General features: G+C 53.1%; 9 protein-coding genes. 3 read left to right on the top strand and 6 right to left on the bottom strand.

Going from position 1 to position 9,682, the window contains the following annotated elements; genetic code table 11:
* Positions 1–254 precede the first annotated feature (254 nt).
* On the top strand, positions 255–1,139 hold the full coding sequence (locus tag VK738_11675; protein ID HTD23307.1) for an IS1595 family transposase: 885 nt from the start codon (positions 255–257) through the stop codon (positions 1,137–1,139).
* Here the strand turns inward: VK738_11675 and VK738_11670 are convergent.
* Together VK738_11670 and VK738_11665 are read right to left on the bottom strand one after the other, a co-directional pair.
* The gene (locus VK738_11670; GenBank protein HTD23306.1) at positions 1,136–1,924 is read right to left on the bottom strand and encodes a hypothetical protein; all 789 of its coding nucleotides are present in this window, start codon (positions 1,922–1,924) and stop codon (positions 1,136–1,138) included. The genes VK738_11675 and VK738_11670 overlap by 4 nt on opposite strands.
* 187 nt (positions 1,925–2,111) lie before the next feature.
* Positions 2,112–4,160 (bottom strand): HAMP domain-containing sensor histidine kinase, encoded by a 2,049-nt coding sequence (locus VK738_11665; protein ID HTD23305.1) that lies wholly within the window; start codon positions 4,158–4,160, stop codon positions 2,112–2,114.
* Between the two features lie 192 nt (positions 4,161–4,352).
* Between VK738_11665 and VK738_11660 the strand changes: the two genes are divergently transcribed.
* Positions 4,353–4,823 carry a VOC family protein gene (locus VK738_11660; protein HTD23304.1) on the top strand — a complete coding sequence of 157 codons (471 nt, stop codon included), beginning with the start codon at positions 4,353–4,355 and terminating at the stop codon, positions 4,821–4,823.
* Positions 4,824–4,846: 23 nt separating this feature from the next.
* Here the strand turns inward: VK738_11660 and VK738_11655 are convergent, their stop codons facing one another.
* The gene (locus tag VK738_11655; GenBank protein HTD23303.1) at positions 4,847–5,674 is read right to left on the bottom strand and encodes a lysophospholipid acyltransferase family protein; all 828 of its coding nucleotides are present in this window, start codon (positions 5,672–5,674) and stop codon (positions 4,847–4,849) included.
* Positions 5,675–5,727: 53 nt separating this feature from the next.
* Positions 5,728–6,549, bottom strand: coding sequence for a GNAT family N-acyltransferase (locus VK738_11650; protein ID HTD23302.1), 822 nt, complete (start codon positions 6,547–6,549; stop codon positions 5,728–5,730).
* A gap of 169 nt (positions 6,550–6,718) precedes the next feature.
* Here VK738_11650 and VK738_11645 point away from each other — a divergent pair, with 169 nt between their 5' ends.
* Entirely contained in the window at positions 6,719–7,732 is a 1,014-nt protein-coding gene (locus tag VK738_11645) for a trypsin-like peptidase domain-containing protein (protein HTD23301.1), read from the top strand.
* Between the two features lie 470 nt (positions 7,733–8,202).
* Here the strand turns inward: VK738_11645 and VK738_11640 are convergent, their stop codons facing one another.
* The gene (locus VK738_11640; GenBank protein HTD23300.1) at positions 8,203–8,859 is read right to left on the bottom strand and encodes an SPOR domain-containing protein; all 657 of its coding nucleotides are present in this window, start codon (positions 8,857–8,859) and stop codon (positions 8,203–8,205) included.
* A 39-nt stretch (positions 8,860–8,898) separates the two neighbouring features.
* Positions 8,899–9,666, bottom strand: a complete 768-nt coding sequence (locus tag VK738_11635) for a slipin family protein (GenBank protein HTD23299.1) — start codon at positions 9,664–9,666, stop codon at positions 8,899–8,901.
* Positions 9,667–9,682: the final 16 nt, after the last annotated feature.

Here is a 9,682-nt window from a genome sequence, read left to right as displayed (position 1 = left end):
GACTTTTGGCGCGAAAAGATAGAGACTTAAAAATTACTAAAAGGCATGATTATTTACTTGACGAAGTGTAGCCATTTTGCTATTCTGTCCTTTATGACGGGTAGAAACCCTATCCTTTCTTCGGCTTACCTGATTTCCAATCAGGGTCTTTCTCGTTCAATTTGCGGAGGAGCTGCTTTTTCAGTCCAGCGGCCAATTTACGCATTGGCACCCGGTCTAACGCGCTCTTTTCTCGTTTCGGAGGTTTATTAGCCATGACTCTCACCGATCTCACTCAGATGTTCTCTACCGATGAACAATGCCGCATCCTGCTCAAGAAACTGCGCTGGCCCTTGGGTGTCGAGTGTATTCGATGCAAGAGCAAGCGAGTGTTCAACGTTCCCACTCAGAAAAAATTCGAGTGTGTTGATTGCGGGTATCAATTCAGTGTGCTGACACAAACTGTTTTCCATGACACCCATTTGCCACTGGAAACTTGGTTCATGGCCGTTCTGCTTTTGGTAGAAGCACGCAAAGGCATGAGCGCCAATCAAGTTAAGCGTACTCTGGGAATCAGCTATAAGACGGCGTGGTATCTCTGTCACCGCATCCGTGCCGCTATGAACGAAGCCGATAAACCCATGCTGGACGGTACTGTCGAAATGGACGAAACCTATGTCGGCGGCAAAAAGCGTGGTTTCGGCCAGAGGGCCGCGAGAGAATCCAAAGAGGTTGTTATTGGCATTCGTCAACGGGGAGGGGATGTCCGATTCTTCCATGCCGAAGATGCTAAAACGGGAACGCTGGCCCGATATATCAAAGAAAATGTCTCCACCGATGTTGACGTGATTGTGACAGACGAACTCCCGGCATACAGAAAGGCAGTGGGAGACCATAAGCACGAGACTGTCAATCACTCCGCAAAAGAGTATGTTCGGTTTGGAACTGACATTCACACAAACACTGTCGAGAATGCGTTCTCTCTGTTGAAGCGCGGCATCATCGGAAGCTGGCACAAGATCAGTGCCAAACATCTTGCAGCCTATCTTGCAGAGATGGAGTTCCGCTTCAACCGTCGGAAGCGTTCCGATTTGTTCATTGATACTTTGCGCCATATGGTAACTGCCGACCCGCTCACTTTCGAAAAACTTACTGCCTAAGTAGGCTCAGCCCACAATTCAACATATCTGTTCCTGAATTGTTTAAGTAAATTGACACTATCTTTTAGAACAAATTCAATCTCCTTCGCAGCAGTACCAGGAGGAGCCGTAATATGGATATCCAATCCGGTTAAAAAGTACTGATCTAGGTCAATTGCAAATTTTTCCATTCTTTCTATGAATTCGGTGGAAAATAGATGTCTCATGCCATCATTTTTCAATACCATGATATCGGTCTTTCCACCACATCCAACAACTTGCGATTTTACCTTCTGCATAAGACGTGTGGCGTAGAACACCATTTGTTCGCTAGGAACTGAGAACTGCATTTCATTCATCATCACACGAGATTGAACTGTACCGATTCCGATTGAATCATGCCGATACTGCGAAACTAGCGACACAAAATTATTTGTCCACTTGAACAAACGGCACCGATTCATACTTTGTATTGCAATAAGAAAGTTCAGCTCAGGTATCCAGTTAGGAGGAAAGCCTCTATACGGACGAATATGCTCATTGAAAACTCTCTTTGCATGAGCATTCAGGACTGTTGGTATCTGCTCCCACATATAGTCATTTGAGGCAAAATCAGCGAATATTTGTGAGCTAACAAAATCAATCAAGTCCCCACTACCAGCCCCACCAAGGAGAATGTTCACATTTCCCGCTGTTACGGTTTGGAGTTTTTCAGTCGAACTTTTGTTCGTGTCTGATATGGTTTCTTCCGTGTCAGCGCACAGCATTATTCCATCGGCACAGCTAAATCCGGCAACAATAGTCATACGCTTCCTCTCTGGAAGCCGCTTGGATTTAGGGCCGGGGGACGGCTTCGGAGGCTTAATCATGCTCTACCTCCGAGTACTTCGTCAAGTATATAATCTTGCTAAAAGGTAAATACCAAGCACGCAAGGGGGTGCCCCCCGGTCTCACGTCCTCTGGCGAGCATTCTCCGAGAACCGAGAACTGTTTTCAAGACACCGTGCTCTCTTGCGCATCACGCGCCGGAGGAGCGATCGATGTGGCCAGGGGCAATTCGAGGACAACGCTCGCGCCCTTGGGCCAGCGGTTCTTGAGGAAGATTTCGCCGCCGTGCTCCTTGACCATGCCGTAGCAGATGCTCAGCCCGAGCCCAGTGCCCTTGCCCACAGCCTTGGTTGTGTAGAAAGGATCGAAGGCGCGGTTGATATCAGCAAAGCCCGGCCCATTGTCTTCAAAGCGAATGATCACTTTGTCGTTCTGGTGCGCACATTCGATTTCAATCTTCTTCTGGGGAAGGCTGTGCACGGCGTCCACGGCATTATTAAAAATGTTAAGCAAAATCTGCTTCAGTTCGTCTTCGCTGATCGCGACCTCGGGAAGATCAGGCTCAATCTGCGTCACAATTTCCACGCCGTGACTTTGCATGTGATACTCGCGCAGCATCAGCACCTCGCGCACAATCGGTTCCACCCGGGCGGTGGATTGCATGGTCGTACTCTGGCGGGCGAAGCGTAGCAGGTTCTGGATAATCCTCTTCATACGCTGGGCTTCGCGGAACAGGCTATCAAGTTTTTGCCGCAGTGCCGGATCGGAGGCCTCTTCGGTGAGCAGGTCGGCATAGCCAATCACCGCGGCTAAAGGATTGTTCAGTTCATGCGCGACTCCGGCCACAAGTTGTCCAAGGCCGGCCAGTTTTTCGGAGCGAATGAGTTGCCGGTGCAGCATGGCATTTTCCAGAGTCACGGCCAGGTCGCCTGCCAGCAGCTCGATCTTGGAGATCTCGTCGAAAATAACCGGGCTGATTTGCCGCGGGTTGTCGAGCAACATGCATCCGACGTAAGCTCCCCGCGGAGAAAGCAGCGGGATCACGACCTCGTCACCGCTTTCCCAATATGGGTTGTTGATACCTTTGTTGTCTGGTTGCAACAGAGGAAAAGCCACGAGCTGGTTCTGCTTAAGGTACACCGAACTTTGTCCAATGCGTTCCCCGGTGGCGCAAAGCTCGGCAAGCCGGTTAATGTTCCAGGAGGCGCAGAGCATTTTCAGTTTGTCGGTATCTTTTTCGGAGGCGCCGTGGCACCCCGCTACGTAAAGCGACTGGTCGTCATTGCAGAGCAAAATACCGGCCCTTCTAAAGTTGCTGGTTTCACTGATGGCCACGGCAATTTTGTCGCAAAAAGATTTAACATCAACCCCGCTTAACAGTTGCGATGTGACGCCGGCAAAACGTTGAAGCTGCAGGTTGGCGGCATGCTCGCGCATGCGCGCTTCTTCCAGCACCCTGGATTTATCTTCCAGGAGCGTGAGAATCATCCCGAAAGCGACAAAAAACTTGGGCACGTTCCAAAGCTCGGGACTTGCCGGCCAATGAGGCCAGTAGCGGCTTTGCAAGATTCCCAGCGGGAAAACCATGCCCCAGCAAATGAATCCAGCCACAACCGTGATGACACCTGGGGACCAAATGCGGAAGCGGCGCGGGAACAACAGCCCGGGTAATGTATAGATAACAGCCAGTAAGATGATGATGCCTGTGGAATATTTTTGGCGAGCGGCGCTATAGATTGCCCACGCGCCGCAGATAAAAAGCGGCGCCATGATCCATACGGGGAAGGGAATTCTTGGACGTTGAGCTAATACAAAAGCTGCGCTGCCGAAGAAAAGGATGGCAAGACAAATAATATAGAGCCAACGAATATCCAGGCCGAAGCTGAAGGCGGCGGTATAGACCAGGATGGGGATGACGAGCAATACAAGCAGAGCTCTTCGGCGGCGGCGCACCTCTCCCAGTACAGTGAGCGAAACAATGAACACGATTCCGGCGAGCAGCAGCGCCCCTAAATCGAGGATGTAAATAAGTTTGCCGAGGTTCCCGGCTTTGGGTTCAAACACTTGGGCAACAGAGTGCAGCAGGACGAGCCCCCAGGCGGTGATCCACAGATGAATGCGTGGCGATTTTACGTACCGCCGCAGCGACACGAAAATCCCCACGAGGACCGCCAACACCAGGAGGGTTGGCAATTTCTCCAGCAGAGCTGCCATAGATAGATACAATGCGGCAAACTATCACAATCTGCGGCTGCCTCCAAATGAAACTTTTGGGAGCTCGGTGGTACGCACTCAGCTATTCTGATTGAAGTCGGATTTTTACAATACAAACCCCTGTGCCTTCGGCCAGAATGCAGTTGAGAAGTCACAGCAATTGTCGACTTCGCGACAGGAAAGGAAAAAATTATGGCAACAAAAGGACTTGTGGCCAACAAAGTTAAACCCATCCCAGAAGGTTTTCACACGATCACGCCTTACTTAACAGTTCAAGGTGCGACCAAGCTGATGGATTTTCTCAAGCAGGCCTTTGGAGCAGAGGAGACCCTGCGCACGACGCGTCCGGATGGCACCATCGGACACGCACAGATGAAGATTGGTGACTCGTTTGTGATGATCGCCGATGCCGGCGATCCATGGAAGCCGATGCCCACGGGGATTTATTTGTATGTGACCGACACCGATGCTACGTACAAGCGCGCACTCCAGGCAGGCGCTACCTCGCTCATGGAGCCAGCGGACATGTTCTATGGCGACCGCAACGCGGGAGTGCAGGACCCGTCTGGCAACTTCTGGTGGATCTCCACGCATATTGAGGACATCTCTAACGACGAGCTGTTGAAGCGTGCGGAGTCTTTTGGTAAAGCGCAGCAGAAGTAAAGCCGGAAACCGGATTGGCCTAACTAAATCGAGGCATCTATCTCAGCGTGATCGGAAACGGCGACCTGCGGAGTTGAAGAGACAGTTGTGACGCGCGCCGGAGATCCCTCTTGTGCTGCCGCCAGAGCGATTACCTGGGAATACATTCGTTCCGCAGCTTCTTTGCGGCTTTGGAAACCCTTTTCAGCAGGAGCGAAGCTTACAAAAGCCTGAAGAGTGCGTTTGGAGAGCAGATTCAAGAGGTGCGGGACCAGAGTCATATCGCGCCAGAAGCACACATCTTCAGCCAGCGAGCCGTCGCTGACGGAATAAGTTATGTACGCAGGGGTAAACGCAACCTCCGAATTTACTGCGGCCTGAAACAAGGAAGCGTGAAAGGGCAACACAGAGCTGCCATCGGAAGTTGTGCCTTCAGGAAATACAATCACCAGCGTGCCTTGCGCGAGCATCTCGCCCAATTCTTCATTGGCGCGCAGCAACGCTGCCGGATTTCTGCGATCAAGAAAAATCGTTCCGGCAGTCTGTGCTACGAGTCCGAAGACGGGCCAGCGCCTCACTTCGACTTTCGAGAGGAAGCAGCAAGGGGTGATAGAGCTAAACGCCAGGATATCCATGTAGCTGAGGTGGTTCGAGACCAACAGCCCGGAGGTGGGTGGGGTGCCATGCCAGGCTACCTTAAAGCCGAGGTGAGGAAGAATTTTACGGCAGCAACGCTGAAGCCATAATGCGCGCTCAGAGTAAGAGAGACTTCTGCGCAACTTCAAACGAAGGTAAGCATATTCGGTGAGAGATGATGTTGCTCTCCAGGCGACGTGGGCCAGGCGAATTGCGGATCGCAGAACTTCCTTCACACTCTAATCGTAACGCTATCGGTTGGTCTGGGATACATTATTTGTGAAGAGGCTTAAGCAAGTGTGTGGCGGCTGCGTCCCAGGAATCGTCTGCGAGATTCAGACATGGCATCCAAGTCGAAGAAGGTCAGAAAATCAATGGTCTTGAATTCCCGGTCAAGCGCGGGCGGACCGCAGATAACGGCCCCCATGGAAAGATAAGCGCTCAGGAGTTTGGGAACCTCTGGCTCTTCAACGCACCCGGGCTGGAGTTCAAACGCGTATTCCGGCGTGGCGGCGGTGCGCAGCGGCGGATCAATCAGGAAAGAGTTCAGCCGGTCAAACACAGCGGTACCCACAGCGGGATCTTGCGAGCTGATGGAGCTGCAGCCGATCAGATAACGTCCACCGCGCTGACGCGCGTACTCGACAATGCCTCTCCACAGCAGAGTTAAGACTTTGAAGGAGCGATGGTCGCGGCGAATGCAAGCGCGGCCCAACTCGATAATTTCTCTGCGCAGGCCCTCGTAAGGGGCGAAATCAAATTCTTTTGCGCTGTAGTAGCCAATATGGCGCCCGGCGGATGCCCCCGTCTGCATGCGATAGGTACCCACGATTTGCCGTGAGGGCTTGTGCACTACGACCAGGTGGTCGCATACCGCATCGAATTCATCGGCATCCATGCCGGTGAGATATGAGGATTCCAATCCGCTCTGGGTCTCAAGGTTAAAGACCCGGAAGCGCAGCCGGCAGGCGGCAGCCACCTCTTTGCCGCCTCTTGCCAGACGAACCTGGTATTGGACTGTATCCTGTAGCTCAAGGCACGGCTGAATTTCAGGAATCGCGGCCTGAATCCAACCCCAACTCTCAATCTTGTTGCCGGATTGCGCACTCATACAGATGCAGTCTGCCGAAGAAGCATGAAAAACAAATTAAAACTGTGCAAACGTTTGATGAATTCTAGGAGGAGTCAAAAGAGTAAAACGCACAGCGATTGGCCCTGCACCGGGCCCCTGAATCCAAGGGGTGAATCTATTTTCTTGTCCTCTACATCTAAAACTAACTATGCCAAAGTCCATAGAACTGCTCTCTTCTTCCGGCTTTTCTGAGCATCCGGTGGTTCATCCCAGCACAGATGACAGCTACCTGCTCGACGACTACTCTCGGACGGTCACCTCAGTAGCCGAGCGTGTGAGCCGGTCTGTAGTAAAAATTGATGTCGAACAGCAGCGCGGGCCGGCAGCGGCGGTTCAGAGCGGAAGTGGCTCGGGGTTTGTCTTCACGCCCGATGGTTTCATCATCACTAACAGCCACGTGGTGCACGGCGCATCCAAGATCCAGGTCAAGACGCTTGATGGCGAGTCTTTCTCCGCCCATCTGGTAGGGGAAGATCCTGATACTGACCTAGCGCTGATTCGCATTGATGCCCCGCATCTATTTGCGGTGACGCTGGGGGATTCCCAGTCTATTCGGGTGGGCCAACTGGCGATTGCCATCGGGAACCCTTATGGCTTCCAGTACACGGTGACGGCTGGAGTCGTGAGTGCGCTGGGCCGCAGCCTGCGCTCACAATCTGGGCGCCTGATCGAAGACGTAATTCAGACCGATGCAGCGTTGAATCCGGGAAACTCCGGTGGGCCGCTGGTGAATGCGCGCGGCGAGGTCATTGGGGTCAACACGGCGACGATTTTGCCTGCGCAGGGCCTCTGCTTTGCCATCTCGGTGAACACGGCGAAGTTCATTGCCGGCAGGCTTATCATAGACAGGTTTATCCGTCGCAGCTATATAGGGTTGCAGGCGCAAACCGCGCCGTTAAACCGGACCATTGCCAAATTTCATGGCGTGGAAAACAAGACGGGTGCGCTGGCACTGACGATTGAGCCCAAGAGCCCGGCCGAGCGCGCGGGCATGCGGGAGGGGGACGTGATTGTCCGCTTCGGAGGCGAGGAAATTCTTGGTGTTGATAGTCTGCATAAGCTGTTGAACGAAGAGAGGACCGGATCCGCAACTCCTGTGGTGGTTCTGCGCGGCAGGAACAAACTGGAGTTGGTGGTTACGCCCGAGCCACGCGTATCGTAAGGGAAGCACTACGTAGTTTTGTTGTTCTACAGCGCACTTGCATGTCAAACCCTGTCATGTTGAGCGGAGCGCCACGATTTCATTGGCAGCCAAAGAGAATCTGAAGCGCGAAGTCGAAACACCCCGAGTGTGTTTCGGTATTACATACCGCATCAAGGCATTTTCTCGATGCTGCTGCGGGCGAACATGCTTGGCGCCAAATTCCAGTATCTTGTGCAACGATGGCTGAAGGTAACTTAAATCCGCAGGCAGAACCAGACCGAGATGAAATCGCTCTGCCGTTCCGGGACACACCGTGGAGAAAATTCCCTGTTGCGGCATTTCTTTCGTACGTATTCTCGGGATGTTTCGACTCCGCGCCCAACAGGATCGAGGCTACAGAATTGCCCAAGGCGCTCCGCTCAACATGACAGTAGGATGACGGTTTGTCAGACACCCGAAAATCGTCGCGGAAGGAAAAGAATTTAGAGCTACTTTTTGATGATGGGGTTGTAGCCGTCGCTGGAAAGGCGCGCGCGCACGGTTTCCGCATCTTTCAATTCCGCGAACGGGCCTACCTGCACGTGAAAGAGCTTGTCCCCGGGAACATTGGAGACGACAAAGACAGGATAATTTTTGCCGCGCAGGGCACTGACCAGTGCGTCGGCGTCTTCTTCTTTGGTGACCGCTGCGACCTGTACGGCGATTGTGCCACCCACCTTAACGTTGGGCATCTCAGAAGTTGGCTTCGTGGCCGTGGTAGCTGTGGGTTGTGCCGGCTGCGTTTGTGCCGGCTTGGTTTCTTGCGCCGGCGGCGGAGTCAACTGGGCATCGGGTTTGTTTTCGACTGATTTATAGAACGTCAGGTCGGATTGCTGAGAAGGAACGTTCTGAGCTGTGTTCTGAGTTGGGGTCGGTGCTGAAGTCTGAGATTGCGCCGCCGATGGCTTCTCGGCGGAGGCATTGGTCACCAGTTGGGGATCGCTGGTGAGAGTGGTGTTAGGGATGGGCGCTGAGCTTCGTCCAAAGGTGTAACCCAGGGCGAAGAAAACCGCGCACAACACCACTGCGCCAAAAAAGATTTTCACCCACGGGCTCAACCCGGTTGAGAATTGCGATGTCTGTTCGTCCTGCTCCTCAAATCCCATACATAGTTTGATGCGTCCAACTCTGATTATAAGGTCAAATTACTTTTTTTCAGAGTAGGTCTGTAACGCTTTGGTAAATACCGTCATGAGGTCAATCGGCAGGGGAAATACGATAGTGGTGTTTTTCTCCACGCCAATCTCGGTCAGGGTTTGCAGATAACGCAACTGCATGGTGATCGGTTCGGTGGCCAGCACCTTGGCGGCATCAGTCAGGCGCTGGGCAGCGGAAAATTCACCTTCAGCGTGGATGATCTTGGCGCGCTTTTCGCGCTCGGCTTCGGCCTGGCGGGCGATGGCGCGGATCATCTGCTCCGGCAGATCCACCTGCTTGACCTCCACCATCGTCACCTTGATGCCCCACGGCCCGGTATGCTGATCGAGGACGCTTTGCAGCCGCACATTAATTTTGTCCCGCTGGCTCAGCAGCGAGTCCAAATCCACCTCGCCAAGTACGCTGCGCAGGCTGGTCTGGGAGAGTTGGGAAGTGGCGTATAAGAAGTTCGCCACCTCGATCACCGCTTTGGTCGGATCGATCACGCGGAAATACACCACGGCATTGACCTTCACCGTCACGTTGTCGCGAGTGATCACATCCTGGGCCGGGACTTCCATCGCTTCAATCCGCAGCGATATCCGGACGATTCTATCGAGCGGGGCGAAGACCAGAACCACGCCCGGACCCTTCGGCTGCGATAGGACGCGCCCCAGGCGAAAGACTACACCGCGCTCGTACTCACGCAAAATCTTGATGGAGGACAGCAGATAAATGACGACGATCGCTACCGGGACCATCCAGACGTCTACCATGAGGGTTCAATGGATT

It is taken from the genome of Terriglobales bacterium (assembly GCA_035487355.1).
GTDB lineage: Bacteria > Acidobacteriota > Terriglobia > Terriglobales > Acidobacteriaceae > QIAW01.
Note: the sequence above shows the minus strand (reverse complement) of the source record. Positions and strands in the feature narration are given on the sequence as shown.

Coding starts and splice junctions, on each gene's coding strand:
- VK738_11635 (HTD23299.1), bottom strand. CDS start 9,666: ATGGTAGACGTCTGGATGGTCCCGGTAGCGATCGTCGTCATTTATCTG.
- VK738_11640 (HTD23300.1), bottom strand. CDS start 8,859: ATGGGATTTGAGGAGCAGGACGAACAGACATCGCAATTCTCAACCGGG.
- VK738_11660 (HTD23304.1), top strand. CDS start 4,353: ATGGCAACAAAAGGACTTGTGGCCAACAAAGTTAAACCCATCCCAGAA.
- VK738_11645 (HTD23301.1), top strand. CDS start 6,719: ATGCCAAAGTCCATAGAACTGCTCTCTTCTTCCGGCTTTTCTGAGCAT.
- VK738_11650 (HTD23302.1), bottom strand. CDS start 6,549: ATGAGTGCGCAATCCGGCAACAAGATTGAGAGTTGGGGTTGGATTCAG.
- VK738_11670 (HTD23306.1), bottom strand. CDS start 1,924: ATGACTATTGTTGCCGGATTTAGCTGTGCCGATGGAATAATGCTGTGC.
- VK738_11675 (HTD23307.1), top strand. CDS start 255: ATGACTCTCACCGATCTCACTCAGATGTTCTCTACCGATGAACAATGC.
- VK738_11665 (HTD23305.1), bottom strand. CDS start 4,160: ATGGCAGCTCTGCTGGAGAAATTGCCAACCCTCCTGGTGTTGGCGGTC.